Origin of the sequence: Stutzerimonas stutzeri, from assembly GCF_000952685.1 — a bacterium.
Lineage (GTDB): Bacteria > Pseudomonadota > Gammaproteobacteria > Pseudomonadales > Pseudomonadaceae > Stutzerimonas > Stutzerimonas stutzeri_E.
Map to the genome: position 1 here is coordinate 63785 of NZ_JYHV01000037.1, position 26327 is coordinate 90111.

Genomic DNA, 26327 nt, shown 5'->3' on the forward strand with positions numbered 1-26327 from the left:
AGCGACAAGCAAGCTTCGTAGGGTGGAAAACGCCGCAGGCTTTTCCACCGTGACCAGGATCGGTGGATGACTTCGGTCATCCACCCTACGCGAGACGATACCGATGAAGATTTCCCGCCAAGCCTATGCCGACATGTTCGGCCCCACTGTCGGCGACAAGGTGCGCCTGGCCGACACCGACCTGTGGATCGAGGTCGAAAGGGACCTCACTACCTACGGCGAGGAAGTGAAGTTCGGCGGCGGCAAGGTGATCCGCGATGGCATGGGCCAGAGTCAGCTGTGCGCCGAGGACGTGGTCGATACGCTGATTACCAATGCGCTGATCATGGACCACTGGGGCATCGTCAAAGCAGATGTGGGCCTCAAGGACGGCCGCATCGCGGCCATCGGCAAGGCTGGCAATCCGGATATCCAGCCAGATGTGACCATCGCCATCGGCGCCGCTACCGAAGTCATCGCTGGCGAGGGCATGATCCTCACTGCCGGCGGCATCGACTCGCACATTCATTTCATCTGCCCGCAGCAGATCGAAGAAGCGCTGATGAGCGGCGTCACCACAATGATCGGCGGTGGCACCGGGCCAGCCACCGGCACCAACGCCACCACCGTCACACCTGGCCCATGGCACATGGCGATGATGCTCAAGGCGGCTGACGCCTTCCCGATGAACATCGGCTTCACGGGCAAGGGTAACGCCTCGCTGGCCGAGCCCTTAATCGAGCAGGTCAAGGCCGGGGCCATCGGCCTCAAGCTGCACGAAGACTGGGGGACCACGCCTGCGGCCATCGACAACTGCCTCAGCGTGGCGGACCAGTACGACGTGCAGGTGGCGATCCACACCGACACCCTCAATGAGTCCGGCTTCGTTGAGACCACCCTGGGGGCCTTCAAGGGCCGCACCATCCACACCTACCACACCGAGGGCGCCGGTGGTGGTCATGCCCCGGACATCATCAAGGCCTGCGGCTTCCCCAACGTCCTGCCGAGCTCGACCAACCCGACGCGGCCGTTCACGCGCAATACCATCGATGAGCACCTGGACATGCTCATGGTCTGCCATCACCTGGACCCGAGCATCGCCGAGGACGTGGCCTTCGCCGAAAGCCGTATTCGTCGCGAAACCATCGCCGCTGAGGACATCCTGCATGACCTCGGTGCCTTCTCCATGATCAGCTCCGACAGCCAGGCCATGGGCCGCGTCGGCGAGGTGATCACCCGCACCTGGCAGACCGCCGACAAGATGAAGAAGCAGCGCGGCGCCCTGCCCGGCGATGGCGCGGGCAACGACAACTTCCGCGCCAAGCGCTACATCGCCAAATACACTATCAACCCGGCCATCACCCACGGCGTCAGCCATGAGGTGGGCTCGATCGAAGTGGGCAAATGGGCGGATCTGGTGCTCTGGCGTCCGGCGTTCTTCGGAGTGAAGCCGACGCTGATCCTCAAGGGCGGCGCCATCGCGGCCAGCCTGATGGGCGACGCCAATGCCTCGATCCCGACACCGCAACCGGTGCACTACCGGCCGATGTTCGCGAGCTTTGGCGGCTCGCTGCATGCCTCGAGTTTCACCTTCATCAGCCAGGCCGCGTTCGAGGCCGGTGTGCCCGAGCAGCTGGGGCTGAAAAAGAAGATCGGGGTGGTGAAAGGCTGCCGCTCGGTGCAGAAGAAGGACCTGATCCATAACGACTACACACCGGATATCCAGGTCGACCCGCAGAACTATCAGGTCAGGGCCGACGGCCAGTTGCTCTGGTGCGAGCCGGCCGAGGTGCTGCCGATGGCGCAGCGCTATTTCTTGTTCTGACAGCGATCGCCGTTCAGATCCCATTGCGTTTTTCACAGGGGCGGCCTGGCCACCCTTTTTTGTGCGCGCACCAGCCTGTGTGCACGCCCAGAGTGCATAAACGGACGCTTGAAGGGATTGAGGCAAGTGCGGGTCAAAAAAAAGCCCACAAATGATCCGGGCGGGAAACTTTTTTGCGGTGGTTGATTGCAGGCGAGCCCTTTATAAGCATCGTCCTAGACGGCCTCTCGCGAAATTGCATAACAAAATGATTATTTATGTATACAAAGTCGAAGCGAGTTTGGATTTCATCTTCTAGGCTTTGCTCAGGTCTCGGCGTATCTGACGAATGCCACAAGGCCTGACTTCGCGGACTCTGCCATACGCGGAACAAGAACTGCATACAAAAACCATTAACAGTCTTGCACAGAGCGCCCAGAGATGAACCACGACGACTTTCAGATCAAGCAGATCGATCCCAGCCTGTATAACGCCGACCTCGCCCCGCTCGCCCCAGCCAAACGCAAGTGGGGCTGGTTCGAGGTCTTCAACGTCTGGTCTAACGATATTCAGAGCTTGTTCGGCTACACCCTGGCCGCCACCCTGTTCATCAGTTACGGTCTGAACGGCTGGGCGGTGCTTGCCGGAATCGTACTGGCCGGCTTTATCGTCATGGGCCTGGTGCAGCTGACAGGTAAACCCAGCGTCAAATACGGCATCCCATTCCCGGTCATGGCTCGCGCCAGCATGGGCGTGCGCGGTGCGAATTTTCCAGCGGTCGTGCGCGGCATCGTGGCGATCTTTTGGTACGGCGTGCAGACCTATTTCGCCTCGACCGCGGTCGCCTTGCTGATTCGTACCTTGGCGGGCCCCGGCTCGGAAACTACCCTGCTGGGCCTGACCGCAGTCGACTGGGTCGCTTATGTGATCGTTTGCGTCTTTCAGGTCGCGTTGTTCGTGCGTGGCGTGGACTGGGTGACGCGCTTCCTCAACTGGGCCGGGCCGCTGGTCTATCTGGTGATGATCGCGATGATGATCGCCATCTGTTACCAGGCCGGGCCAAGCCTGGCCGGCGCGCTGGGCAGCATATTCAGCGGCACCGGCAGCTATGCCGGCGGGCCCGTCGCCGCGTTTGCCGCCGTGGTCGGCACCATGGTCGCCTACTTCGCCGCGGTGGTGATCAACTACGGCGATTTCGCCCGTTTCGTGAAAAATGAGCGGCAGATGCGCATCGGCAACTTCCTCGGCCTGCCGGTCAGCCTGGCGATCTTTTCGCTGATCGCCCTGGTGATCACCGCCGGCACCGTGGTGGTGTTTGGCGAAACCCTGACCAACCCCACCGATATCGTTTCGCGCATCGACAACGTCGGCCTGACCCTGATTGCTGCAATCACCTTCTTCGCCGCCACGGTGGGCATCAATCTGGTCGCCAACTTCATCCCGCCGGCCTATGACATCGCCAATCTGGCTCCAGCGCATATCAGTGCACGCACCGGCGGCTACATCACCGCGGCCATCGCTTTCTTCATCGGTGCGCTGTGGGTGTCGTTCATCAGCGCAGTCGGCATCGCCGCCTTCGTCGACACACTGGGCGCCGTGCTGGCACCGCTGTACGGCATCATCGTGGCCGACTACTACCTGGTCCGCCGGCAGCGGCTGGATGTGCAACAGCTGTTCTGCGCCGCACCGGGCTCAGCCTACTATTTCAACGCCGGCTGGAACCGCAAGGCGATCATCGCGTTCGGGATCAGCTCGGTGTTCTCGGTCGCCTCCGTCTGGACGCCTGGGCTGGAAAGCCTGTCGGGCTTCGCCTGGCTGCTCGGCGCGCTGTTCGGTGCCGTGGTGCATTACCTGCTGATGCGCAAGCAGATCGTTCCGGCAAATGCGCAGCCTCCTTTGACGACGCAAGCCTGATGCCCCCTTGGATCGGGCCGGCTGACTGTCGGCTCGATTCAGCGCGACGAACGGCCCGTGATAGAGTGCCGGGCCATCACCACGCGCAGCCTTGACACCCGCATGAACCGATCGGTTAGCGACGATATTTCGGCTATCAGCCGCATCAGCGCAGTACCCGCCATTCTTCAGGTCATCTCCGAGACCACCGGATTACGTTTCGCCGCCGTAGCGCGTGTCACCGCGGACTCCTGGACGGCCTGTGCGGTGCTCGACCGGATCAACTTCGGCCTGCAGGTCGGTGGCGAACTGGACGTAACGACGACCCTCTGCCACGAAATTCACGCGTCCCACCAAACCATCATCATCAGCAAGGTGAGCGAGGACGAACGCTACTGCAATCACCACACCCCAAAGATGTATGGTTTCGAAAGCTACATCTCGGCCCCGGTGTTTCGTACCGACGGCAGCTTCTTCGGCACTGTTTGTGCGCTCGATCCGCTGCCCGCCAATCTGTCGGAAGGGTCGATCCTGGCCATGATGGAGTCGTTCGCCAAGCTGCTGGCCATTCAGCTCGAAGCCGAGGAACGTTTCGAGGCGACCGAGGCAGCACTGCTCGATGCACAGCAGACGGCCGAGCTGCGCGAGCAGTTCATTGCCTTGCTCGGCCACGACCTGCGCAATCCCCTCTCGTCGATCATGTCCGGCGCGCGGCTATATCGCCAATGAGATTGCCGTGTAGCACGGAGGCAGGATGCAGGTCTCGTCTACCGCCGAGGCCGGCACCACCTTTACTTTCAGCATGCCGACCGGGACGCTCACGTCTTAGGCGTGCTCGGCCTTCATCATGTCGTAGGCGCCAAGGTATGCACCGGCTAGCTGGTTCTTCTGCTGTTCGCTGAGCAGCTTGCCGGCCATCTGGAAGAATTTGTGCTCCTCTTCCTGCAGGTGATGGTGAACCTTGTCCGACAGCTTGCGGGCCTGAGCGAGCCAGCTAGGGCTGCTGGGATCCGTCTCCTCCAGGGCCTCGACCATTTCGTCCATTTCATGATGCTCGGCGATGGCATGACGGGACAGGTCGACGCCGCTGTCATCGCGCATCAGCGGAATATAGAAGTGACGCTCTTCGGCCACCGAATGTACCCAGAGTTCATGCTTGAGCTGGGCGAACAGCTCCTGGCGTTCGGCGGAATCGCCACTTGTCTGCGTCAGGCGTTCGGACAGGTCGCGCTGGATGTCATGGCTCAGGCGCAGCGCTTCGAAAATCATCATGGGGCATTCCTCTTCCATGGAAGGGTGGGGGGACGCGATGTGTGACCCATGCGCGCGCGTCGAGTGCGATCCGGGCGTGCGATTTATCGCCTCAGCGTAGCTGGCTGTCCTTGCTGCCCCTGCGGTTGTAGCCGCTGAATTTGGCTTCCTGCTTGTCCTGTTCGGTCTGGCACTTTACGCACAGGCGCACGCCCGGAACGGCCTGACGCCTTGCCTCGGGAATCTCCGCATCGCACTCCTCGCAGTGCGTCAGGCTTTCGCCTCGCCCCAATCGGCTGCGCGCTCGCTGCACCGCGTCCTCGATGGTGCTGTCGATCTGTTCCTGCACTGCGCCTTCGTTTGCCCACCCCGTGGCCATAAAAACCTCCCGCCTGTCTGAAAAACAGTCATTGGCTATTTCAACATTCGAACGGCGAGTGCCGCGGCCGTTCAACTAGTCAAATCCCCGGCACCATTATGGGTCGCCAATGAATCGGCACCGCCCGTCGTTCGCTTGGCGTCAAAACGACGAACGGGGATTGCACTACGTCCGCATCGACTACTCTTCCCGACGATTGATCAGGCAAGAGTGGCCATTAAACAGTCTTCAGCCGCTCTGTATCGGCCTTGCCCTTTGCGGTCGCCAGCGGGCGGCTTGTATGACTAATCCACCCGTGAATCGGTGTATGAACAAAAAATTCATCGCGACGGCCTTGATGCTCGGCCTTAGCGGATGCGCCAGTCAACCGCAGGTCGTCGAACGCGAAGTCGGACAATTCGATCTCAAGCTCGGCATGGCGCCCACTCGCAGCATGGCCCAGGGGCTCGTCAGCCCGACCGTCGGAAGCACTTTCCGCGGAGGCTTGGATCTGACCCACGCCAATGGCATGTACGTGGGGCAGTGGGCACCCAGCATGGGCATCCTTGAGGGCAACCCCCTGGAGTTGGACACCTACATAGGTTACGCCCAGCAGCCGCTCGACAACGCCTTAGGTTTCGAGCTGGGGGTGATCCGCTACAGCTTTCCCGAACTGGAAAACCGCGACCGCCATGAGTACTACGGCGGCATCAATCTGGCCGGTAACCGCCTAGGTGGCGCCCTGCGCAGCGCTCCAGGGCGTACCGACAGTACGCTGTTTCTGGAATTTGACTCGTTTCGACCATTGGATTTCGGGGTGCGCCTGAAGTACGCGAGCCACTCGCTGGACAACCCGCGGCACTACACTGGCGGCAGTGTGCGGGTATTCAACGACTGGTCGCTGAATCTGTCCCGCCCGCTGCTCGGCGTGAACCTGGACCTCTCCTATACCGACTCCAACCTGAGCGGGCGAGAGTGCGGCGTCTATTCCGGGCAGAACGCCCATTGCGAGAGCTTCTTCATGTTCAGGGCGCAGCGTCTTTTGTTCTGAACTGACGCCACTAGCGAAACCGCATCCGCGCGTGCAGCACGGCCAGTAGGAACGCCGCCGTCGCGAAGCCGTAGAGTAGCTCCAAATTCCCGTCCCGATACAGCCAGGATCCCAGCACCGGCCCGGTAGCCATCCCCATGAAGCGAAAAAAGTTGTAACTGCCCACGGCAGTGGCACGGTTGTGCGGGTAGAGATCCATCAGCAAGCTGGTCTGCACCGGCAGCGACAATCCGAGGAACAGGCCGAACGCGCTGGCAGCCACGACCAGCCAGGCGAGCGACCACTGCGCAACACCGAGGAACAGCAACACGCTGAGCGCATTCAACCCGGCCGTCACCAACAGCGTTGGCCGTGGCCGCCAGCGTCCCAGTAACCGACCGCCGACGAAGCTACCGATCACCACCGCAATCGACAGCGGCAGGAATACCAGGCCCTTTTCGCTGGCACTGAGCCCGTAGGTGCTGTCCAGCACGCGCGGCATGAACACCAGATAGTTATAGAAGGCGTAGTACTGCACGAAGCTCAGCAGCATGATCGCCAACCCCTGACGATTGCGCAGTACATCCACGTATTCGACCGGATGGAAGGCTCTCGGCATGCTTCCGGCAGGACGCGTCTCCTGCAACCAGAGTGCGTTAGCCAGCAAGACGAGGGCGCCCACCGCCGCCAGCAGCAGAAATACGTAGTGGAAATCCAGGTGCTCGCCGATGAAGCCGCCCACCACCGGACCGACCACCGGCCCTAGCGCCACCATCATCTGGAACGAGCCCATCGCCCGGCCGCGCTCCGCGCCCTCGAAACGATCGCCGATGACCGTGACCGCGACCACTGCGCCAGCGGCGATACCCACCGCCTGCAGCGCACGAAACACCAACAGCAGCTCGATATTGCGGGCCAGAAAGCATCCCAGAGACGCACCGACGTAGATCACCAGGCCCATCAGCAGAATGCGTCGACGACCGCTGCGATCCACCAGCGGGCCGTAAACGATCTGCATGAACGCCAGCACGAAGGTGAAGATCGAGATGCTGAGGTTGATCAGCAGCGGCGTGGTAGCCAGCGCCTCACCCAACTCGGGCAGGATCGGCGCATAGACCGTCTGGGTAAAAGGACCGAGGAATGCGGCAAAGGCCACCATGAAGGTCAGCAAGCGTGGACTCATCGGATCTCCAGAGCGCGGATGACGACGGCGCGGCAGGTGGCGGTTATTCCTTGACCTGCATGTATTCTTCAGCCCAGACCATGTACTCGTCGGCGGTCGAATACTTAACCGACAGCTGCGAGGCGTTGAGGTCCGAGGCGTCGATCTGGCGCTGCTCGCGCAGACAGTCGTAGGTCGCCTTGATCGCCGCGAAATAAGCGGCATGGCCGTTGACCACGATGCGCACGCCGAGCGCCGCCAAGCGCGCGTTGTCGCGCAGGCGCGGGTTGCCATAGGTCACCAGCATCAGGGGCACGCTGAGCTTCTCGGCGACGCGCTCGAGCTGCTCGAAGTCCTCGATTCCCACCAGGCAGATCGCATCGGCTCCCGCCGCTTCGTAGGCCTGCACGCGGGCGATGACCTCTTCCAGGCCGATCACACCGGCGTTGGTGCGCGCAATGATGGCGAGCTCCGGATCGATGCGCGCCTCCAGCGCCGCGCGGATCTTGCCGACCGCCTCGAACATGCCGATCAGGTCTGTGGATTTGCGCCCGAATTTGGCTGGCAGCGAGGTGTCTTCGATGGTCAGCGCGGCGATTCCGGCACGCTCCAGCTCGACTACGGTGCGCATCACGTTGAGCGCGTTACCATAGCCATGATCGGCGTCAGCGATGATCGGCAGGCGCGACACGCGCCCGATGCGGGTCGCCTGTTCGACGAACTCGCTGAGCGTAATCAGCGCGAAATCCGGTGCGGCCAGCACCTGCAGCGAGGCGACCGAGCCACCGAGAATGCCAACTTCGAATTCGAGGTCGGCGGCGATACGCGCCGACATCGGATCGAATACCGAGGCGGTGTGATAACAGCGATCCGATGCCAGCAGCCGGCGGAATTCGTTACGCAGAGAATGATGAGAAGTTCGTTGCATGTGTTTTTCCTGATAAAGCGCACGCAAGGGTCGAGTCGCCCCTGTTGGGTCAAGTGTTGGAAGCTGAGCGGATGGCCCGACGGCACGCCCGCGATATTTCAAAGCCGGGGACGCGGTTGGCGTCCCTGTACGTAGACCATGCACAGGCCGCTGGCAATGATGATCGCCATGCCCACAATTGCGCCGACGTCGGGCACATGCCCGAAGGCAAAAAAGCCAACCATCCCGGCAAAGATGATCTGTGCATAGGTGAACGGCGCCAGAGTGGCCGCACTGGCAAAGCGGAACGCGTTAGTCAACAGTAGGTGGCCGCTCATCGCCATCGCGCCGAGCGCGGCCATCATCAGCGCGTCATGCAAGGTCGGTGTCTGCCAGTTGAAGATCACCAGCACACTCATCACCAGACTGCCAACCAGGCTGGTGAGAAAATTGCTGGTCACCGGGTGGTCGGTAGTACTGAGGCGACGGGTAATCAGCTGATAGACCGTGAAACTGATCGCCGCGCCGAAGGGCAGCAGAATCGCTGGGGTGAACAGCGCACCGCCCGGACGCACGATGATCAGCACGCCAAGCAGACCGCAGCCCACCGCCATCCACTGGCTATGGCTGACCCGCTCGCCCAGTAGCGCCGATGCGATGGTCACCAGCAGCGGTGTCAGAAAGATCACTGCCGTGGCCTCGGCCAGCGGGATATAACCCAGGCCACTGATGAACAGCATGCTCACGCAGACCAGGCTCGCGCCACGGCACAGTTGCAGCCAGGGTCGCAACGTATGGAACACGCGCCGCCCCATGCGTGGCGTGAACAGCGTGAACATCAACACCGTCTGCGCCAGATACCGTGCCCAGATCACTAGAAAGACCGGATAAAGCTGCGTCAGGTGTTTGGAAAGCCCATCGTGCGAAGCCAGGATCAGGCACGAAAAAAGGATGAGCAGAACACCAAGTAATGGGTGATGTGAATTGTTCAAGGAGGTCAACCGCGACGATAGGTAGCTAACTAAGAATTATGCCCGCAAAAATCGCTGCCGTCAGTCGTCATATATCCTTCGCCGACCAATCGTACGGGGAGCAAGCGCGCCACGGGTCAAGCCAGTTGTCCGTAAGAGCGCGACCCGCTCCGTCAGCAGGCCCTCTCATCCGCATCGTTGCCGCTCCATTCGAGCGAGGACGTACCGCGAGGGCATTGCAGACCCTCCGTCGGCGCGCTCACGCTTGTTCCGCCGATCGCGTATGATCGCCGGCCCGTTGCGGGCCGCCAGCCGGCCCGAGCCCGTCCGAGTAGTTCAGATGTTCAAGTTGAGAGCGATGCAGGAGCGCGATATTCCTGCCGTGATGTCGATTCAGAAAGAGTCCTACGCCGCCGAAGTCTTGGAAGACGAAGCGGTGATCCGCGCCCGCCTCGCCGCCTGTCCTCAGTTGGCCTGGGTTGCCGAAGATGTCCTCGGCGTCTGCGCCTACCTTTTCGCCTACCATTCGCGTGTCGGCACGGTGACTCCGCTGGACGGCGAGTTCCAGCCTCACGCTGAAGCCGACTGCCTGTACCTTCATGATCTCGCCGTATCCGCTCGCGCCGGCAGCCGCGGTATCGGCCCGGCACTGGTGCGTAAGAATCTGGAGCAGGCCCGTACCCATAAACTGCGCTACTCCGCGCTGGTTTCGGTGCAGGAATCCGAGAACTTCTGGTCGCGCCTGGGCTATACCGCGCACTCCGAGCTGGAGCCGCCGCAGGTCGACAATCTGGCCAGCTATCAAATCCCAGCCGTCTACATGGTTCGAGCACTGCACTGATCTGCACACCCATGGTGCCTGGCGGAACGCGGCGCACCATAACGGATCACCCTGACGCGCCATTTTCTGGCACGCCGCGCTCGCAGCCGGCGCGTCATGCCAGCTGCGCAGGGTTGGCAAGCGGCTTGCTCTGTTTGTGCCTATCGCACGAACCGGAACCGCCCTGCCCATGTTGGTCATTCATCAACGCTCCCCTGCGCAGCCACAGGCCGATGCCGAGCTGGCGCTGACCTACGAGGCCCGCAGCAAATCGCGGCTGCGCTGCTTCACCACCCAGGGCGAGGAAGTCGGCCTGTTTCTCGAACGCGGCCAGCCGCCGCTGCACGACGGTGAGTGCCTGCGCGCCAACGACGGCCGCATCGTCATCGTCCGCGCCCGTGCCGAACAGCTGCTCCACGTGACTTGCTCCAGCGCCTTCGAGCTGACGCGCGCCGCCTATCACTTGGGCAATCGCCACGTCGCGCTGCAGATCGGCGATGGCTGGCTGCGTCTACTCGACGACTATGTGCTCAAGGACATGCTGCTGCAGCTCGGCGCCCGCGTCGAAGCCACCGAGGCGCCCTTCCAGCCGGAGCACGGCGCCTACGGTGGCGGCCATCATCACTCCCACGCGGGCGAGGCCGAGTTCAGCTACGCACCACGTCTGCACCAGTTCGGCGTGCGCACGTGAATCCGGCCGCCTTTGCCTTGTTGCGGCTGGCCAGCCCGCAACTGCCGATTGGCGGCTACAGCTACTCGCAGGGTCTGGAAATGGCCGTCGAACGTGAGCAGGTGCACGACGAAAACAGCGCGCGGCGTTGGCTGAGCGATCAGCTGTTGCTCAACCTGGCACGCTTCGAAGCCCCACTGCTTCTGTCGCACTGCGAGGCCGCAGCCGCCGAAGACTGGACGAAACTCGAGCGACTCGCCGACCGCCATCGCGCTAGCCGCGAGACCCGCGAGCTGCGACTGGAAAGCCGGCAGATAGGCTATTCGTTGAAGCAGCTGCTGGACAATCTACCGGAGCTCGACGCTCCGGCCCGCGCCCTGTTCCAACGCATTGACGAACCCGGACTCGCCCTTGGCTGGGCGTTGGCGGCTCGCGCCTGGCAGATCTCGCCCGGAGATGCGCTGACCGCATGGCTGTGGGGCTGGCTGGAGAACCAGCTGGCGGTCTTGATGAAGACTCTGCCGCTGGGGCAGCAGGCGGCGCAGCGGTTGACCTCGCAGCTGCTCCCTAGCCTGCAGCAGGCCCAGTACGACGCAACGGTTATCGAGCCGGAGCGCTGGGGCAGCGCCGCCTTTGGGCTGGCGCTGATGAGCATGGGGCATGAGCGGCAGTACAGTCGGTTGTTTAGGTCATGAGCAGGGCGAGTTTCGCTTTGTCGTGCGAGTCTGTAGGAGCGAGCTTGCTCGCGAATGGATCGCACGCACGTGATGCATGTGATGATGGGTTCGGTTGGTCCCAGACCGCCGCATCCTCGTTCGCCCTTGATATGGGTCGCCCCTCTGACAACGCTTTGTTGGCTTTGGGTTGGGAATCTCGGGTGGGTAAGCGAGTTGGCCGATGCATTGGTTTCGCCCTGCTGGGCGAGTCACTTTTTCCAAACGCCGAAAAAGTAACCAAAAACGCTTGCCCCTGCATCCGGGTCTCGCTTCGCTCGACTTCCCTCATTCCATCCACGCTCCGGGGGCCGGCGTACAAGGGCCATCCATGGCCCTTTATCGCGGGGACGCCCAGTCCTCTCGCGGCATCCATGCCGCTCGCTCCCCTCCGCGCGGATTCCATTCGGCCTTCTGAAAGGGGCGCTCGGCGTCGCCTGATAGTTTGTTCGTCAGTAAACAAGCAAAGCGCTTTTGTTTCGCTATTCGCGAACATTCGTACAATTCGGACTCGATCCCTCTTCCGCAATGTAGGGTGGAAAACTGCGGAGCATTTTCCACCACTGGCTACAGCAGAGCTCTTGCCGAACCACGCGGATCCCATTCGGCCTACTAACTTCATTCGACCTACTAAAAGGGACGTTTCGCGTTTCCTGTTGGTCCGCTCGCACAGAAACAAGCAAAGCGCTTTGCGCCCGCCCTTTCAGAACTTCCAAACGACTCGGTCCCAAATCCCCGTCAGGAGGCCGAGCGTAATCGCCGTGGACGGGGTTGAGCGGCATGGATGCCGCGAGAGCTGCGATGGGCCAGGGATGGCCCTTCGCAGCGTGCCCCTGGAATGGCGATGGAGCGAGGGGACCCTTCGCGTAGCGAAGGGCCGGATGCCGGGGTGGCCTTCTTTTTGGTTACTTTTTCTTGGCCACACAAGAAAAAGTGACGCGCCGTGCAAGGCGCAACCTGTGGTTCCAGCCGAGGAAAGCGCGGCGTCCTACAAAGCTACATATGCCAGCGCCGGTACCCCAGAACTTCTGCGCACGAGCAAACAAGCCCAACCCCAAGAATCTCATCAGCACTGCCCAACGGCAGAGACGCCCCCTTTCGCATCAACCCCGAGGCAGCACGCTGCCTTTTAGAGGAAAAAACCCATGAATACCCAACCCCTTCGCATCGGCATCGGCGGGCCGGTCGGTTCCGGCAAGACGGCCCTGACCTTAGCGCTCTGCCTGGCCCTGCGTGAGCGTTACAACCTGGCGGTGGTGACCAACGATATCTACACCCAGGAAGACGCACAGTTCCTGGTGCGCAACGAGGCCTTGGCGCCTGAGCGCATCATTGGCGTCGAAACCGGCGGCTGCCCGCACACAGCGATCCGCGAGGATGCCTCGATCAACCTCGAGGCCGTGGAGCAGCTCAACCGCCGCTTTCCAGGGCTCGACCTGATCATCGTCGAATCCGGCGGTGACAACCTCTCGGCGACCTTCAGCCCGGAACTGTCCGACCTGACCATCTATGTGATCGACGTATCGGCCGGCGACAAGCTGCCGCGCAAGGGCGGGCCGGGCATCTGCAAGTCCGACCTACTGGTGATCAACAAGATAGATCTGGCGCCGATGGTCGGCGCCTCGCTCGAAGTCATGGACCGCGACACCCGCAAGATGCGCGGCGACAAGCCATTCGTCTTCAGCAACCAGAAGGTGGGCCAGGGTCTCGACGAGATCATCGCCTTTATCGAGAAACAGGGAATGCTCAGCGCGGCCTGAACCCACCGAACCCCAGAAAGGAGCCATCACATGGATCTGCATAAATCGTTGCTTGCCGCCGCCCTGCTGCTCAGCCCGGCGCTGGCCTTCGCTCACCCCGGACACGATCACTCAGGCCTGCTGTCCGGCTTCGCCCATCCGCTGTTCGGGCTCGACCACCTGCTGGCGATGCTCGCAGTTGGGCTCTGGGCCGCCCAGCAGCAGGGCGAGGCCCGCTGGGTGCTGCCGCTGACCTTCGTCATCACGATGCTCTTCGGTGGCCTGTTCGGCTTTACCGGCATTGATCTGCCGTTGATGGAGACCAGCATCGCCGGCTCGGTACTGGCGCTTGGACTGCTGGTTGCCCTGGCGGTGCGCCCGGCACTGCCGGTAGCCATGGGGCTGACCGCGCTATTTGCCCTCAGCCACGGCGTCGCCCATGGTCTGGAGTTGCCCGAGTTAACCAGCCCCTGGAGCTACGCCGCAGGTTTCGTCGCCGCCACCGCAGCGCTGCATGGCACCGGTTACGCCGTGGCGCGCAACCTGCCCCGAGCCGCCGCGCCATTGGTCCGCCTCGCCGGCCTCGCCTCGGCACTGAGCGGAGCCTGGCTTTTGGCGGCGTGAGTAGTCGACAAGAGCACTAGCAGGTAAAAACGCAAAAGCCCGAGTCAGCTCGGGCTTGGCTGGAACCTGCTAGCTTGCCGCGTGCTAGCGGAACGGTGGCTCGTCGAAACTGCGCAACTTGCGCGAATGCAGCGAGTTGAGCTGGCTGCGCAGCAGGTCGAGCGCCGCAATACCGATTTTCAGATGTTGTGTGACGGCCCGTTCGTAGAACGCATTGGCTGAGCCCGGCAGCTTGATCTCGCTGTGCAGCGGCTTGTCCGAGACGCATAGCAGCGTCCCGTAAGGCACACGTAGACGATAGCCCTGGGCGGCGATCGTGCCGCTCTCCATGTCCACGGCCACGGCCCGCGACAGGTTGATCAACGGCCGTTCCTGCGCCCAGCGCAATTCCCAGTTGCGGTCGTCGTAGGTCAGCACGGTGCCGGTGCGCAGCCGCTTCTTCAGCGCTTCGCCCTTGTCGCCCGTGACCTGCGCCGCGGCTTCTTGCAGTGCCTGCTGGACCTCGGCCAGCGCTGGCAGCGGAATATGCGGTGGCAGCACCCGATCGAGAATCCCATCGCGACGCATATAGGCGTGGGCCAGCACGTAGTCACCGATCGACTGCGACTGCCGCAATCCGCCGCAGTGGCCGATCATCAGCCAGCAATGCGGGCGCAGCACGGCCAGGTGATCGGTGATGTTCTTGGCGTTCGACGGCCCGACGCCGATGTTCACCAAGGTGACGCCGTCGCCATCCTTGGCCTGCAGGTGATAGGCCGGCATCTGGTAGCGGTGCCAGAGCACGCCGCCGATGATCGCCTGCGCCTCGCCCTCGTCCATGCCGCGCTCGATGATGATGTTGCCAGGCAGCACCATGCGCACGAAGCGGGTGTCGTCGCGCAGCATGTCGAGACCATGGCGGATGAACTGGTCGACGTAGCGGTGATAGTTGGTCAGCAGGATCCAGGGTTGCACATGCCGCCAATCGCTACCGGTGTAATGCACCAGCCGGCGCAGGGAGAAATCCACCCGCGCGCCGTCGAAGAGCGCCAGCGGATAGGGGTCAGCATGCTCCCAGTCGTAGAGGCCATCGGCGATGTCGTCGGTGGCCGCGGAAAGGTCGGTGCTGGGGAACACGCGCGCCAGCTCGGCAGCGGTCACGCCGGTGCCCGCCAGCTCGTCGCCCTGTTCGATCACATAGGGGTAAGGGATGTTGCGTTCGCTGATACCGACTTCGACCTTGACGCCGAAATCCAGCATCAGCGGTCGCAACTGGTCGAGCAGATAGCTGCGGAACGCCGCCGGATGGGTCACGGTAACGCTGTACACGCCCGGCGCCTGCACCTTGGCATAGGCGCGGGTGGACGCCGGCACCTCGCCGTGGCATTCGTACGTCAGGCGCAGTTGCGGATAGCGGAACAGGCTGCGCTCCTCGGCACCCGGCTCGGTGCGGCTTGAAACGTAGCGTTTGAGGGCTTGATTGAGCGCCACGGTGGCGCGTTGGTGGAGTTCAGCAAGGTAGTCCACGGCAGCTTCGGCGCTGGTGGCAATGCGAAAGGTCTCGCCTGCTTCATTCATGCTGGATTTCCTTGTTCAGTCGTTGGAAACATCTTGCCTGCTGATCGATGACAGCGGTAGCTCCAGGTGGCCACGATCAGCCAACAGCCAGCGCCAGTGCTTCCAGCCTTGCCTTCAGCACCGCCAGGCTGGGGGCGGCGGTCAGACTCAGGCGCAGCGCATTGGGCGCGCCATGGCCGACCGCGAAGATTTCCGCCGCGGCCGCTTCGATACCCGCCACGCGACACAACGCGGGCAGATCCATGTCCCTGGGAAACTCGAGCCACAGGTGCGGCGACGGCGTGCGGCGTGTCGGGCCAAGCAGTTTCTGCGCCAGCCGCCAGCGCAGCGTCATCTGTTCGCGCTGCCAGGCCAGTCGACGCGCCGCGGTCCCGTCTTCAAGCCACTCGCAGCCGATTCGCAGACACAGCGTCGACAAGGCCCAGCTAGTCGCCTGCCGTTCCGGGTCGATACGCGACAGCCAAGCGTCCGGCCCGACGACGAAGCCCAGGCGCAACCCAGGCGCGACCGTCTTCGACAGGCTGCTGATCAGCAACGTCCGCTCAGGCAATACCGCCGCCAGCGGCGGCTCGTCGCCCAGCGCGCCGTAGATGTCGTCTTCGATGACCAGCAAGCCACGCCGTCGCGCCACGGCGGCGATGGCCTCGCGCCGCTGTGCATTCATGCTGACGGCGGTCGGGTTCTGCATGCAGGGCGTCAATACGACCACACGCGCCGAGGTGGCACGAGCCAGGCGGTCGAGATCGTCCGGCAGGATGCCGCAATCGTCCATCGCAACTCCGTGCAACGGCAGGCGCAATTGGCGCCCGGCGGCCTTGATGCCTGGCGAGGTCAGCGCCTCGACCAGCACCGGCTCGCCGGGCTCGCAGAGTCCGATCAGCGCGGCGAACACGCCCTGCTGCGCCCCGGCACAAAGCAGCACCTGCCTCGGCGGAATTTCAAGCGCCCGACCGCGCAACCAGCTACTCACCGCGAGCTGGGCGCGCTGGAGGCTGCGCGCCGAGGGGTAGCCTTGCAGGCTCGCCAACTCCCCCGTCGCGCACAGTGCGGCCACGCTGCGCTGCATGTCGTCATCGTCGGGGGCGAGCGCCGGCAGGTTGGTCGAAAGGTCGACAAGTTCCGGGTGCGCCTCCGGCACTTTCAGGCGGAACAGGCTGGCTTCGCGGCTGCTGGCCAGCACATAGGTGCCGCGCCCTACCTCGCCACCCACCAGATGGCGCCGCGCCGCTTCACGATAAGCCTGCATCGCAGTACTCGGGTTGAGTCCGAGCGCCCAGGCCAGCCGCCGCTGTGGCGGCAATCGATCGCCAGGCTTCAGTTCGCCCCGTGCAATGGCCGACGCAATGGCATCGACCAGTGCCAGATAACGCGGTTGATCACTGGTTTCGAGCTTGGGTAACCACATTGTCTGCCATGCAATATAAGTATTTACCCATACAATGCCCGCCACCTAGGATCGACGTCAAACCCGCCGAGGAGCTTTCGATGTTCGATTTAAACGCACTGCGTCAGGCAGCCCAGCTGATACACCAGAGCGTGCCGCCGACGCCGCAATACGCATGGCCACTACTCGCCGAGCGGCTTGGCTGCGAGATATGGGTCAAACATGAAAATCACACCCCTGCCGGCGCCTTCAAAGTTCGTGGCGGCGTACTCTACGTGCACGAGCTGCTCAAGCGTGAACCGCGTATGCCGGGCCTCATCACCGCGACCCGCGGTAACCACGGAATCAGCCTGGCGATGGCTGCACACAAGGCGGGCCTGCGCCTGCAGATCCTAGTGCCCGAGGGCAACTCCACGGAGAAGAATGCCGCCATGCACGCATGCGGCGCTGAGGTCATCGCGTACGGTCGCGACTTCGATACCGCCCGCCAGCGCGCCGCGGAACTGGCCGAGGTGAACGGCTGGCACTTCGTCCCGTCGCTGCATCTGGACCTGATCCGCGGCGTCGCCACCTACGCCCTGGAGTTGCTCGAGGCGGTGCCCGATCTGCGCCGCGTGTATGTTCCCATCGGGCTCGGCTCGGGTATCTGCGGCATGATCCGCACCCGCGACTTGCTGGGGCTGGATACGGAAATCATCGGCGTGGTCTCCAGCGCTGCCGATGCCTACGCCCAGAGTTTCGAGCAGGGTCGCATCGTTTGTACCGAAACGGCCAATACCTTCGCGGACGGCATGGCCTGCCGAATGCCGGCACCCGAAGCACTGGAGATCATCCGGCGAGGAGCGACGCGAATCGTGCGCGTGGACGACCGCGAGATCCACCAGGCCATCGTCGCCTTCCACGAAGACACCCACAACCTCGCCGAAGGCGCCGGCGCCGCCGCCCTGGCTGCCGCCATGCAGGAACGCGAGCACAACCGTGAAGAGCGCATCGCAGTGGTGCTCAGCGGCGGCAATATCGATCGGCAGGTCCTGGCTGGCATCCTGGCCGAGCAAGCCGACGCTGCCGCCTGAGCGGCGCGACGCCCCGGCTACTCGATGAAGGGTGCGCTGCGGGCCAGCAGGGCGCTGATATCGAGCCCGCGCGGCAGGGTACCGAAGACCCGTCCGTGCCCGTCCAGACGGCTGGCAATGAAGGCATCCGACACGGCGCTATTGCCCGCCTCGAGCAGCAGTTTGGCCTGCAACGCGACGGCCACATCCTCGGTGAGTTGACGGGCGCGGTATTGGATATCGTCCGTATCGGTGAAGGCGGTCTGCAACCGACCGATATGTGCCTGCAGACGGGCGTCGCCGTGGCCATCGCCGAGCTCGGCGAACAGTACATCGATCACGCCGGGCTCTTTCGACAAAGCGCGCAGCACGTCGAGGCACTGCACGTTGCCCGAGCCCTCCCAGATCGAGTTGACCGGCGCCTCGCGGTACAGCCGAGGCATGATGGTTTCCTCGACATAGCCGGCGCCGCCCAGGCATTCGCTGGCCTCAGCTACCGTCGCGGGTGCGCGCTTGCAAATCCAGTATTTGCCGATGGCGGTGACCAGCCGGGCGAATTTTTCTTCCCGCTCGTCGAAGGGACGATCGAGCGCGCGCCCCATGCGCAGAGTCAACGCCAGCGCGGCCTCGCTTTCCAGCGCCAGATCGGCCAGCACGTTCTGCATCAGCGGCTGCTCGGCCAGGACGCGGCCGCCGACCTGTCGATGCGTGCAGTGGTGCATGGCCTGGGTCAGCGCCTGACGCATCAGCGAACTGGAGCCGATCATGCAGTCGAAGCGGGTCGAGGAGACCATTTCGATAATGGTTGGTACACCACGCCCTTCTTCGCCGATCATCCAGGCCAGGGCCCCGCGGTACTCGACTTCGCTGGAGGCATTCGACCAGTTGCCCAGCTTGTTCTTCAGCCGCTGGATGTAGAACTGGTTGCGACTGCCATCCGGCCGATGCCGTGGTAGCAGGAAGCAGGACAGGCCCTTGTCGGTCTGTGCCAAGGTCAGGAAGGCGTCGCACATGGGGGCCGAACAAAACCACTTGTGCCCCACCAGCTCGTACAGCTGACCCGGACCGCTCGCGCCGACGGCAAAGGCGCGGGTGGTGTTGGCACGCACATCGGTGCCGCCCTGCTTCTCGGTCATCGCCATGCCGATGGTGACGCCGTTCTTCTGCTCCATGGGCAGGTTACGTGGATCGTATTCGAGGCTGAGGATCTTCGGCAGCCAGATATCGCTGACGCCCGGCTGCAAGCGCAAGGCGGGGACGCTGGCGTAGGTCATGGTCAGCGGGCAGCTGGTTCCGGACTCGGCCTGGTTGTGTAGGTACATCAACGCAGCCCGGGCGACCTGGGCGCCGGGCTGCGGGTCGGTCCAGGGCAACGACGGTATGCCATGGGCGATCGCGGTGCGCATCAACTCGTGATAGGCCGGGTGGAAATCCACCAGATCGATGCGATGCCCGTAGCGGTCGTGGCTTTTGAACACCGGCTTGTTTTCATTGGCGAGAAAGCCCGCCGCCATCAACGGACCGCCCGCCAAGGCACCGTATTCATCCAGCCGAGGGTCGGCCCAGCCGCCTTTGTAACGCCGCACCCAGTCCTGCAGCGGCAGGTCGAGGCGATACAGGTTCGCACCGTCCAGCGGCGGGACCTGGTTCAACACCTCATGGGTTTCGGCGTATTGATGCAAGCTCATGGCGGTCTCCTCGGCAGGCGAAAGCGATATTCGACCCGGCTGAAGACGCGCTGCGGTGCTTCCAGGATTGCTCCCCTCGCCGTCTGAACTTCGCCGGGGCGACGCGGACCGCCTCTCGCGACGAACCGCGAGAGAAAGTGAAGCACGCATGAATGCGTTGAAAAAGTGGGGTTTCGGCCAAAACCTGCGCGTCCCGCTTGCCACTGAGGCAGGACGGGACGCCCCAACCGGCGCTGCCTAGCGCAGAGCCGAACGGGAGCTCAGGGGAGACGGAACGGCAAGCGCACGGAGAAGCGACTACCGCGACCAGGGTCGGAGTGGTGCGAGATATCCCCGCCTTGCAGCTTGATCAGCTGGCGACACAGCGAGAGGCCGATACCCAGACCGCCGTGCTGCCGGGTCATGCTGCCGTCCAACTGGCGAAAATGTTGGTACAGCGAATCATCGACAGGCGCCTCGAAGCCGGAACCGGTATCGATCACGTCCGCCACCAGGACGAAGCGGGACTGAGCCTCCTCATGACCGCTCAGCGCTAGAACCACCCGCCCCTGCACGGTGAATTTGATGGCGTTGTCGAGCAGATAACCGAGACTCTGTGAGAGCTTGTCGGCATCGCCCTCCAGCATCTCAGGTAGGTGACTGGCGACTTCGAGCTCGAAGCTCAACCCACGCACCGCAGCCCGGGCGCCATAGATTACGTATAGCTCGTCGATGATTGTCCGCAGCCTGAACGGCTTGCTGCGCACCTGAAGCTTACCCGCCTGCAGTTCAGTCAGCGCGAGAATGTCGTTGACCAGGCGCATCATCTCGCGCGCCGAGCCGGTCGCGATGCGCTGGTACTGCTCCAGCTCACCGCTCAGCTCCAAAGTCTGCATGAGCTCGAGACTGCCCAACACGCCATGCATCGGTGTGCGCAATTCGTGGGTTACGTTGGCCAGGAACTGGTCCTTCAGACGGTTGCTCTCGGCCAGCTCGCGGTTCAGCTTTTCCAATTTGCGGCCGGTTTCCTGCAGCATCATGGCCCGCTCTTCCCGCATTGCGTTGATGCGATCGGCCAGCGCCAGCGACAACAGGGCCACCTCGACGGCAGACCCGATCTGCCCGGCGTACATGGTGAAGAAGTTATGCGGCAGGTAGCCGAGAACCATCAGCGTGTTGATCTGCGCACCGATCAAGAAGGTCGTCCAGGCGATCATGAAATAACGCGCCACACGCATCCCGCGGTACCAGGCGATGCTGCCGGCCATGAAAACCACCAGGATGAACCAGAGCGCCAGGAACGTGGCCAGACGCAGCGCCAAGGCGTAGCTGGAGGTGAACGCCAGCACCATGGTGACCACCCCGAGCGCCATCAAGGCCAGCAAGGTTCGGTCGATCCAGGGACTGTGCTCGCGGGTATGCAGGAAGCTGCGGGCGAACTGACAACCAAAAAGACCCGCCGCGCCGATCAGCAGCGGCGTTGAGGCATTGGCCCACCACGGTGACTCGGGCCAGAGATATTGCACCCCCAGACCATTGACCGAGACCTGATAAAGACCGAACGAGCCGATATAGAGGATGTAGTAGAGGTAGCTGCGATCACGCACGCTGAGGTAGATGAACAGGTTGTAAATCAGCATCACCAACAGCACGCCGTAGATGATCGCCAGTACGTAGATATGGGCCGACTGCTCCTCCAGATAGGCCACCGGCTCCCATAACGTCAGCGGCACCTGGATAGACCCCTGGCTTTCCAGCCTCAGATAGATGCGCTTGAGCTGGTTCGGTGCCAGTTGCAGTTCGAACAGATGATTGCGCTGCTTGATTTGCCGCTGACTGAACGGCAGCGCGTCGCCGCTCCGCTGGGCCAAATGGTAACCACCCTGCGCATCCGGCAGGTACAGCTCCAGCAGATCTAGAGGTGGATACGCCAGTTCGAGCCACCAACGGCTGTGCTCGTCGGAGTGGTTGGCGCGGTACAGCAGGTCGACGCGTAACCAGAAGGCCGAGCGCGAATAGCCGGCGTTGAGTACGTCATCTTGATGATCGACGAAGCGCCCGGCCGCATCGAGCGCGATGACCTCCTCGATGGTGACGTCCCGATCGGGGTCGTCCAGCACCGCCATGGCATGCCCAAGCGGTAGCCGTCGGGTGTTCTGGTCGAATTCTATGGCGCTGGCCAACGATGGCAGCAGACCGAGCATGACGATGAAAAAATAGCGCATGGCGAAGTAAGACCTGCCGGGTCGCGTCAGAGAATTCGGAACCCTGAAGATTCGCGACCCACAAATTGATGGCACTTTAGCATGCTCCGGCCAACCCAAACGGCAGCTTCTGTCCGATATCCCGACCAATGCGCTCAACCGTCCTCTGCGCAAGCCGCTCGGGGCGATTGATGGTAAGCTCGCACGCCTTTAAATCGGGCTGTACTAGCCCCGGCCACTCCATTCAGCCACGCATTCGGGGAACTCATCGATGACCGGCCCTTGCTCTCGCCCTGTCGTTCTATGCCTTTCCGGCCACGACCCGAGTGGCGGCGCCGGGCTGCAAGCCGACATAGAGGCGCTGGTCGCTCAGGGCTGCCACGCCGCCCCGACCGTCACTGCGCTGACCGTGCAGGATACCGTCGACGTTAGCGATTTCCGTGTGCTCGATCGCGATTGGGTACTGGCCCAGGCCCATGCCGTCATCGCCGACATGCCGATTGCCGCGGTTAAGCTGGGCATGCTCGGTTCGGTAGAAATGGTCGAGACCGTACTGGAAGTCATGCAGAAACTGCCCGGCGTGCCGCTGGTTTGCGATCCGGTGCTGCGCGCCGGGGGGGGTGGCGCATTGGGCAAGGACGAAGTCGGCTACGCCATGCGCGAGCGCCTGTTTCCGGTAGCGACCCTCGCCACGCCGAACCTGCCCGAAGCGCGGATACTTGCCGAGCTGCCGGAGGGCAGCGCCGACCAGTGCGCCGAACGGCTGTTGCCCTACATTCGTCACCTGTTGATCACCGGCGGGCATGGCGACGAAACCGAGGTGCACAACCGTCTCTATTCGCGCGACGGTGGTCGGCACGATTTCAGCTGCCAGCGTCTGCCCGGCAGCTACCATGGCTCAGGCTGCACCCTGGCCAGCGCCCTGGCCGGTCGCCTGGCGCTCGGCGAAGGGCTCGCCAGTGCCGTGAAGTCCGCTCTCGATTACACCTGGCGCACGCTGCGAGATGCCGAAGCGCCGGGCCGCGGACAATACATCCCCCGTCGCCTGCCGCTCGATCTGGCCTGACAGGAGCGCTGCACATGAAAGACAATCATCTGCGCGGCCTCTACGCCATTACCGACAGCAAGTTGCTGGCCGACGGGCGCCTGCTGCCCTACGCCGAAGCGGCACTGAGGGGCGGCGCAAGGCTGCTGCAATACCGCGATAAATCCGACGATGACCGTCGCCGCTTGCGCGAAGCCGAGGCTCTGCGCGAACTCTGCGAGCGTCATGCAGCACGATTGATCATCAATGACGACGCGGAACTGGCGGCGCGCCTCGGCGTCGGGCTGCACTTGGGCCAGCAAGACGGCTCGCTCTCGGTGGCGCGTGCCCTTCTGGGTCGTAAGGCCATCATCGGTGCGACCTGCCATGCACGCCTGGATCTGGCTGAACAGGCCATTGCCGAAGGAGCCAGCTATGTCGCCTTCGGCCGATTCTTCGATTCCAACACCAAACCCGGCGCTCCTGCCGCCACCCTGGAGATGCTCGAGCAGGCACGTCAGCGTTTCACCCTGCCGATCACCGTGATAGGCGGCGTGACGCTGGACAATGCTCCAGACCTGATCGCCCGTGGCGCCAGCCTGGTCGCCGTGGTGCATGCGCTGTTCGCGGCCGAGTCGGCTAGCGAAGTCGAGCGTCGCGCACATGCGTTCAGCGAGTTGTTCGCCGCCGACTGACCAGTGTCATGGCAGGAGGTGTCGCTCCTGTCCAAGCTGTATTTTTGTTTCCCTGGAGAGGCCCAGCATGTCCCGTTCCGAAACCCTTTTTGCCAGCGCCCAGAATCACATTCCGGGTGGCGTCAACTCCCCCGTGCGCGCGTTCCGGAGCGTTGGCGGCACGCCGATATTCCTCAAGCACGCCGAAGGCGCCTACGTGACGGACGAGGATGACAAGCGCTATGTGGATTATGTCGGCTCTTGGGGGCCGATGATTCTCGGCCATAGCCATCCCGAGGTGCTCGACGCGGTACGCCGTCAACTGGAGCATGGGTTGTCATACGGCGCGCCGACCGCGATGGAAACCGAAATGGCCGAACGGGTCTGCAGCCTGGTCCCGTCGATGGAAATGATGCGCATGGTCAGCTCGGGGACGGAGGCGACCATGAGTGCCATTCGCCTGGCCCGTGGTTATACCGGCCGCGACAGCATCATCAAGTTCGAGGGCTGCTACCACGGTCATTCCGACAGCCTGCTGGTCAAAGCTGGCTCTGGCGCATTGACTCAGGGTGTGCCCAGCTCCGCAGGCGTGCCGGCGGCGTTCGCCAAGCACACGCTGACCCTACCGTTCAACGATCTGGCCGCAGTCGAGCAGATGCTCGCAGAGGTTGGCAAAGAAGTCGCGTGCATCATCGTCGAACCGGTCGCCGGCAACATGAACTGCGTCCCGCCAGCACCTGGTTATCTGCAGGGGCTGCGCGAGCAGTGCGACAAGCACGGCGTGGTGTTGATTTTCGATGAAGTGATGACCGGCTTCCGCGTCGCGCTCGGCGGCGCCCAGTCCCACTATGGCGTCACCCCGGACCTCACCACTTTCGGCAAGATCATCGGTGGCGGCATGCCGGTTGGCTGCTTCGGCGGCAAGCGCGAAATCATGGAGCGTATCGCCCCGCTGGGCCCGGTCTACCAAGCTGGTACCCTGTCCGGCAACCCATTGGCGATGGCTGCCGGCCTGACCACGCTGCAGCTGATCAGCCGTCCCGGTTTCCATGCGGAACTCACCTACTACACCACCTCCATGCTGCAGGGCTTGAAAGAGCGCGCGGCGGCAGCCGGTATTCCTTTCGTCACCACGCAGGTCGGCGGCATGTTCGGCCTGTATTTCAGCGACGCGGAAAACATCGTCACCTTCGAAGACGTGATGGCGAGCGATGCCGAGCGCTTCAAGCGATTCTTCCATCTGATGCTCGAAGGTGGCGTGTATCTCGCACCTAGCGCGTACGAAGCCGGCTTCACCTCCATTGCCCACGGCGACAAGGAGCTTCAGCTGACGCTCGATGCCGCCGAGCGTGCCTTCGCCCGACTGAAGTGAGCCCGATGCCCGAACTGTTGCAAGCCACGTTGCTGGCGTTCTCTGGCCTTTCCAGCGCGATCTGGATCGGTACGGCCCGCCGCGGTTATGGCGAGCCGGACCAGCCCGCACTGTTTTGCGCGCTGCTCGCCTTTAGCCTGGCTGGCGGAACCGGAGCCTGCGCTGCGGTAAGACTGGCGATTGGCCTCGACACGCTGGAGGCCGAACGCTGGCTGATGCAGGCAACCCTGCTGCTCGGACTACCGTTGGTCGGCGTGGTGGCGCTGACGTTGGGTCGCAAATGGACCTGGAGCCGGCCGACCTGGGGTCGAATTGTGATAGGCCTGTGCGCCTTCTTCGAACTCGCCCGGCAGCTTGGCTGGAGCGCACCTTACGCGCTCACGCTGGGCCTGCTCAGCGCGTTGCTGGTGCTTTATGCGGGCCTGCTGCAATGGCCGGCGCGCCTGCAGGCCAGTGCTGGCGTAGCCGGTAGCGCTCTGATGCTGGCATTGCTGCCCTGGACCGGCCTGTCGATCGGCCCCAATCCGCTCGGCGCTTATCAACAGTTCTGGCTCGCATTGGCCTGTCCGATCATTGCCTGGATGCTGCTTAATCTGCCGGGTAACTTGCGCGAGGAGCACAGCGCACCTGCATAAAAGCCGAACACGCGTCATCAAAGCCTTTGTAAGCAGGCAACGGCTTATCCATAATGTGAACGTCGGCTCGTTTTCGCCGACCTTCAATCACCGCCCTGCTCTTCGAGGCGCTTTGATCCATGATTCGCACCGGCCGCAGCCTCTTCGTTGGCTGCCTGCTGCTTCTCTCGCCCCTGCCGGCAACGGCAGGAGGCAACTCGCTGCTGATTCCGGCAACTTCCCGCTGCGCGCTGAATACCACCCCGGAAGCGATGCGTGAAGCCCTGCGCGCATGTGAGCAGGCCGCCAGCGAAGGCGATGTGCAAGCGGCCTATGAGCTCGGCGAGTATCACTACGACAATCGCCGCACCCCTCGCGACCTGAGCAAAGCACTGCACTGGTTCGAACAGGCATCGCTGAAGGGGCACGCGTTGGCCCAGCATCGGCTCGGCGTGATGTTCTTTCGCGGCGAAGGCGTGCCTGCGAACAACGTCCAGGCCTATGTGGTACTGAAGATGTCGGCGGTCAACGGCGAGGAGGACGCGCTGGATACGGCCGATCGCGTGTCTGCACAGATGCGCCGCGACGAACTGGAGATTGCCACTCAGGTTCTCGGACAGATCTTTCGTGACTACCTGATGGATCTACAGACCGCCGGCGAAAGCGCTCCGTCGAGGCCGTAACGGCGCAGCTGAACGCCCCGATACCGGTGACCACGCCCTGCCGATCGTTTCAGCTTCAGCGCTCCGCTTCCTGCGCGCCCCTCCGCCAATGCATTTATCCGCTTTACCGGCTTTCGCTTTTATCGTCCCCCGTCCGGCCGTATAATCGCCGGTCATTTTTTGCACAACGCCGGCC

The 26327-nt window shown here is 63.0% G+C and carries 23 protein-coding genes and 1 pseudogene; 15 read left to right on the forward strand and 9 right to left on the reverse strand.

What is annotated here, in order from left to right:
* The first annotated feature begins 103 nt into the window (after positions 1-103).
* The 3 genes and pseudogenes from ureC to UF78_RS19020 form a co-directional block, all read left to right on the forward strand.
* Positions 104-1804, forward strand: coding sequence for an urease subunit alpha (gene ureC / locus UF78_RS19010; RefSeq protein WP_045163785.1), 1701 nt, complete (start codon positions 104-106; stop codon positions 1802-1804).
* Between the two features lie 420 nt (positions 1805-2224).
* A complete protein-coding gene (locus UF78_RS19015) occupies positions 2225-3697 on the forward strand; it encodes an NCS1 family nucleobase:cation symporter-1 (RefSeq protein ID WP_045163786.1) in 1473 nt (490 codons plus the stop codon).
* Between the two features lie 102 nt (positions 3698-3799).
* Positions 3800-4393 (forward strand): annotated as a pseudogene (locus UF78_RS19020) (GAF domain-containing protein); the annotation flags it as partial.
* 108 nt (positions 4394-4501) lie between these two features.
* Here the strand turns inward: UF78_RS19020 and UF78_RS19025 are convergent.
* Both UF78_RS19025 and UF78_RS19030 read right to left on the reverse strand, forming a co-directional pair.
* Positions 4502-4948 (reverse strand): hemerythrin domain-containing protein, encoded by a 447-nt coding sequence (locus tag UF78_RS19025; RefSeq protein ID WP_045163787.1) that lies wholly within the window; start codon positions 4946-4948, stop codon positions 4502-4504.
* A gap of 91 nt (positions 4949-5039) precedes the next feature.
* Positions 5040-5306 (reverse strand): DksA/TraR family C4-type zinc finger protein, encoded by a 267-nt coding sequence (locus tag UF78_RS19030; protein ID WP_045163788.1) that lies wholly within the window; start codon positions 5304-5306, stop codon positions 5040-5042.
* A 307-nt stretch (positions 5307-5613) separates the two neighbouring features.
* On the opposite strand from UF78_RS19030, the gene UF78_RS19035 reads away from it, so the two are divergent.
* Positions 5614-6336 (forward strand): TorF family putative porin, encoded by a 723-nt coding sequence (locus tag UF78_RS19035; protein ID WP_045163789.1) that lies wholly within the window; start codon positions 5614-5616, stop codon positions 6334-6336.
* A 10-nt stretch (positions 6337-6346) separates the two neighbouring features.
* On the opposite strand, the gene UF78_RS19040 is transcribed toward UF78_RS19035, so the two are convergent.
* The 3 genes from UF78_RS19040 to UF78_RS19050 all read right to left on the reverse strand — a co-directional run bounded on the left by UF78_RS19040 (position 6347) and on the right by UF78_RS19050 (position 9376).
* Entirely contained in the window at positions 6347-7498 is a 1152-nt protein-coding gene (locus tag UF78_RS19040; protein ID WP_045163790.1) for an MFS transporter, read from the reverse strand.
* Positions 7499-7541: 43 nt separating this feature from the next.
* Complete coding sequence (locus UF78_RS19045; protein ID WP_045163791.1) at positions 7542-8405, reverse strand: isocitrate lyase/PEP mutase family protein; 864 nt, start codon at positions 8403-8405, stop codon at positions 7542-7544.
* Between the two features lie 98 nt (positions 8406-8503).
* Positions 8504-9376, reverse strand: a complete 873-nt coding sequence (locus tag UF78_RS19050; RefSeq protein WP_045163792.1) for a DMT family transporter — start codon at positions 9374-9376, stop codon at positions 8504-8506.
* A gap of 337 nt (positions 9377-9713) precedes the next feature.
* On the opposite strand from UF78_RS19050, the gene UF78_RS19055 reads away from it, so the two are divergent.
* From UF78_RS19055 to UF78_RS19075, 5 genes are all read left to right on the forward strand, one after another.
* Positions 9714-10196, forward strand: a complete 483-nt coding sequence (locus tag UF78_RS19055) for a GNAT family N-acetyltransferase (protein WP_045164358.1) — start codon at positions 9714-9716, stop codon at positions 10194-10196.
* A gap of 169 nt (positions 10197-10365) precedes the next feature.
* Positions 10366-10866 carry an urease accessory protein UreE gene (gene ureE, locus UF78_RS19060; RefSeq protein ID WP_045163793.1) on the forward strand — a complete coding sequence of 167 codons (501 nt, stop codon included), beginning with the start codon at positions 10366-10368 and terminating at the stop codon, positions 10864-10866.
* Positions 10863-11540, forward strand: coding sequence for an urease accessory protein UreF (locus tag UF78_RS19065; RefSeq protein ID WP_045163794.1), 678 nt, complete (start codon positions 10863-10865; stop codon positions 11538-11540). The genes ureE and UF78_RS19065 overlap by 4 nt, the downstream gene beginning before the upstream one ends.
* A gap of 1163 nt (positions 11541-12703) precedes the next feature.
* Complete coding sequence (gene ureG, locus UF78_RS19070; RefSeq protein WP_045163795.1) at positions 12704-13318, forward strand: urease accessory protein UreG; 615 nt, start codon at positions 12704-12706, stop codon at positions 13316-13318.
* 30 nt (positions 13319-13348) lie between these two features.
* Positions 13349-13921 (forward strand): HupE/UreJ family protein, encoded by a 573-nt coding sequence (locus tag UF78_RS19075; protein ID WP_045163796.1) that lies wholly within the window; start codon positions 13349-13351, stop codon positions 13919-13921.
* 84 nt (positions 13922-14005) lie between these two features.
* Here UF78_RS19075 and amn read toward each other — a convergent pair whose 3' ends face one another.
* Complete coding sequence (gene amn / locus UF78_RS19080; protein ID WP_045163797.1) at positions 14006-15478, reverse strand: AMP nucleosidase; 1473 nt, start codon at positions 15476-15478, stop codon at positions 14006-14008.
* 76 nt (positions 15479-15554) lie between these two features.
* Positions 15555-16883: a PLP-dependent aminotransferase family protein gene (locus UF78_RS19085; RefSeq protein WP_045163798.1), complete on the reverse strand. Its 1329-nt coding sequence runs from the start codon at positions 16881-16883 to the stop codon at positions 15555-15557.
* A gap of 80 nt (positions 16884-16963) precedes the next feature.
* Between UF78_RS19085 and UF78_RS19090 the strand changes: the two genes are divergently transcribed.
* Positions 16964-17935: a threonine dehydratase gene (locus UF78_RS19090; protein WP_045163799.1), complete on the forward strand. Its 972-nt coding sequence runs from the start codon at positions 16964-16966 to the stop codon at positions 17933-17935.
* Positions 17936-17952: 17 nt separating this feature from the next.
* Here UF78_RS19090 and UF78_RS19095 read toward each other — a convergent pair whose 3' ends face one another.
* Positions 17953-19602, reverse strand: a complete 1650-nt coding sequence (locus UF78_RS19095) for an acyl-CoA dehydrogenase family protein (RefSeq protein ID WP_045163800.1) — start codon at positions 19600-19602, stop codon at positions 17953-17955.
* Between the two features lie 260 nt (positions 19603-19862).
* A complete protein-coding gene (locus UF78_RS19100) occupies positions 19863-21806 on the reverse strand; it encodes a sensor histidine kinase (RefSeq protein WP_045163801.1) in 1944 nt (647 codons plus the stop codon).
* Between the two features lie 250 nt (positions 21807-22056).
* Between UF78_RS19100 and UF78_RS19105 the strand changes: the two genes are divergently transcribed.
* The 5 genes from UF78_RS19105 to UF78_RS19125 all read left to right on the forward strand — a co-directional run bounded on the left by UF78_RS19105 (position 22057) and on the right by UF78_RS19125 (position 26152).
* Entirely contained in the window at positions 22057-22851 is a 795-nt protein-coding gene (locus tag UF78_RS19105; protein ID WP_045163802.1) for a hydroxymethylpyrimidine/phosphomethylpyrimidine kinase, read from the forward strand.
* 14 nt (positions 22852-22865) lie between these two features.
* Positions 22866-23504: a thiamine phosphate synthase gene (thiE, locus tag UF78_RS19110; RefSeq protein WP_045163803.1), complete on the forward strand. Its 639-nt coding sequence runs from the start codon at positions 22866-22868 to the stop codon at positions 23502-23504.
* 67 nt (positions 23505-23571) lie between these two features.
* Complete coding sequence (gene hemL / locus UF78_RS19115; protein WP_045163804.1) at positions 23572-24855, forward strand: glutamate-1-semialdehyde 2,1-aminomutase; 1284 nt, start codon at positions 23572-23574, stop codon at positions 24853-24855.
* A 5-nt stretch (positions 24856-24860) separates the two neighbouring features.
* Entirely contained in the window at positions 24861-25490 is a 630-nt protein-coding gene (locus tag UF78_RS19120) for a hypothetical protein (RefSeq protein ID WP_045163805.1), read from the forward strand.
* 119 nt (positions 25491-25609) lie between these two features.
* Positions 25610-26152, forward strand: a complete 543-nt coding sequence (locus tag UF78_RS19125; protein WP_045163806.1) for a tetratricopeptide repeat protein — start codon at positions 25610-25612, stop codon at positions 26150-26152.
* The last annotated feature ends 175 nt before the right edge of the window (positions 26153-26327 follow it).

What these genes read in the sequence shown, in the direction of transcription:
- UF78_RS19015 (WP_045163786.1), top strand. Translation starts at nt 2,225, where the DNA reads ATGAACCACGACGACTTTCAGATCAAGCAGATCGATCCCAGCCTGTAT.
- UF78_RS19100 (WP_045163801.1), bottom strand. Translation starts at nt 21,806, where the DNA reads ATGCGCTATTTTTTCATCGTCATGCTCGGTCTGCTGCCATCGTTGGCC.
- UF78_RS19095 (WP_045163800.1), bottom strand. Translation starts at nt 19,602, where the DNA reads ATGAGCTTGCATCAATACGCCGAAACCCATGAGGTGTTGAACCAGGTC.
- UF78_RS19035 (WP_045163789.1), top strand. Translation starts at nt 5,614, where the DNA reads ATGAACAAAAAATTCATCGCGACGGCCTTGATGCTCGGCCTTAGCGGA.
- UF78_RS19040 (WP_045163790.1), bottom strand. Translation starts at nt 7,498, where the DNA reads ATGAGTCCACGCTTGCTGACCTTCATGGTGGCCTTTGCCGCATTCCTC.
- UF78_RS19085 (WP_045163798.1), bottom strand. Translation starts at nt 16,883, where the DNA reads ATGTGGTTACCCAAGCTCGAAACCAGTGATCAACCGCGTTATCTGGCA.
- UF78_RS19125 (WP_045163806.1), top strand. Translation starts at nt 25,610, where the DNA reads ATGATTCGCACCGGCCGCAGCCTCTTCGTTGGCTGCCTGCTGCTTCTC.
- amn (WP_045163797.1), bottom strand. Translation starts at nt 15,478, where the DNA reads ATGAATGAAGCAGGCGAGACCTTTCGCATTGCCACCAGCGCCGAAGCT.
- UF78_RS19030 (WP_045163788.1), bottom strand. Translation starts at nt 5,306, where the DNA reads ATGGCCACGGGGTGGGCAAACGAAGGCGCAGTGCAGGAACAGATCGAC.
- UF78_RS19120 (WP_045163805.1), top strand. Translation starts at nt 24,861, where the DNA reads ATGCCCGAACTGTTGCAAGCCACGTTGCTGGCGTTCTCTGGCCTTTCC.
- UF78_RS19105 (WP_045163802.1), top strand. Translation starts at nt 22,057, where the DNA reads ATGACCGGCCCTTGCTCTCGCCCTGTCGTTCTATGCCTTTCCGGCCAC.
- ureE (WP_045163793.1), top strand. Translation starts at nt 10,366, where the DNA reads ATGTTGGTCATTCATCAACGCTCCCCTGCGCAGCCACAGGCCGATGCC.
- UF78_RS19055 (WP_045164358.1), top strand. Translation starts at nt 9,714, where the DNA reads ATGCAGGAGCGCGATATTCCTGCCGTGATGTCGATTCAGAAAGAGTCC.
- ureG (WP_045163795.1), top strand. Translation starts at nt 12,704, where the DNA reads ATGAATACCCAACCCCTTCGCATCGGCATCGGCGGGCCGGTCGGTTCC.
- thiE (WP_045163803.1), top strand. Translation starts at nt 22,866, where the DNA reads ATGAAAGACAATCATCTGCGCGGCCTCTACGCCATTACCGACAGCAAG.
- ureC (WP_045163785.1), top strand. Translation starts at nt 104, where the DNA reads ATGAAGATTTCCCGCCAAGCCTATGCCGACATGTTCGGCCCCACTGTC.
- UF78_RS19075 (WP_045163796.1), top strand. Translation starts at nt 13,349, where the DNA reads ATGGATCTGCATAAATCGTTGCTTGCCGCCGCCCTGCTGCTCAGCCCG.
- UF78_RS19025 (WP_045163787.1), bottom strand. Translation starts at nt 4,948, where the DNA reads ATGATGATTTTCGAAGCGCTGCGCCTGAGCCATGACATCCAGCGCGAC.
- UF78_RS19045 (WP_045163791.1), bottom strand. Translation starts at nt 8,405, where the DNA reads ATGCAACGAACTTCTCATCATTCTCTGCGTAACGAATTCCGCCGGCTG.
- hemL (WP_045163804.1), top strand. Translation starts at nt 23,572, where the DNA reads ATGTCCCGTTCCGAAACCCTTTTTGCCAGCGCCCAGAATCACATTCCG.
- UF78_RS19090 (WP_045163799.1), top strand. Translation starts at nt 16,964, where the DNA reads ATGTTCGATTTAAACGCACTGCGTCAGGCAGCCCAGCTGATACACCAG.